The following is a 257-nucleotide window of genomic DNA, read 5'->3' as shown; positions in this document are numbered from 1 at the left end:
GGTGCGATTGCTCAACGATCCGGATGATCTCAAGCTTCTCGGAGGCGGGATATCTCATTCCTCGTCGCCCCCATCCGCTATCATGCTCTTTTTGAGAAGCCGCAGTTCCAGCGCCTGTTCGGCGACGACCTCCTTCAGATCGCGGGTCTCGCGGCGAAGCACCTTCACCTCGTCGGACATGGCAGCACGCGCCGTATCGCCAGCCAGGCGCTTCTTGCCAGCTTCCAGAAATTCCTTCGACCAACTGTAATAAAGGC

At 58.4% G+C, this 257-nt stretch carries 1 pseudogene; it reads right to left on the bottom strand.

Annotated features, from left to right (window positions below):
* Window positions 1-257: pseudogene (locus EUU22_RS15370) on the bottom strand (IS3 family transposase); the annotation flags it as partial.

It is taken from the genome of Ciceribacter ferrooxidans (assembly GCF_004137355.1).
Taxonomy (GTDB): domain Bacteria; phylum Pseudomonadota; class Alphaproteobacteria; order Rhizobiales; family Rhizobiaceae; genus Allorhizobium; species Allorhizobium ferrooxidans.
Note: the sequence above shows the minus strand (reverse complement) of the source record. Positions and strands in the feature narration are given on the sequence as shown.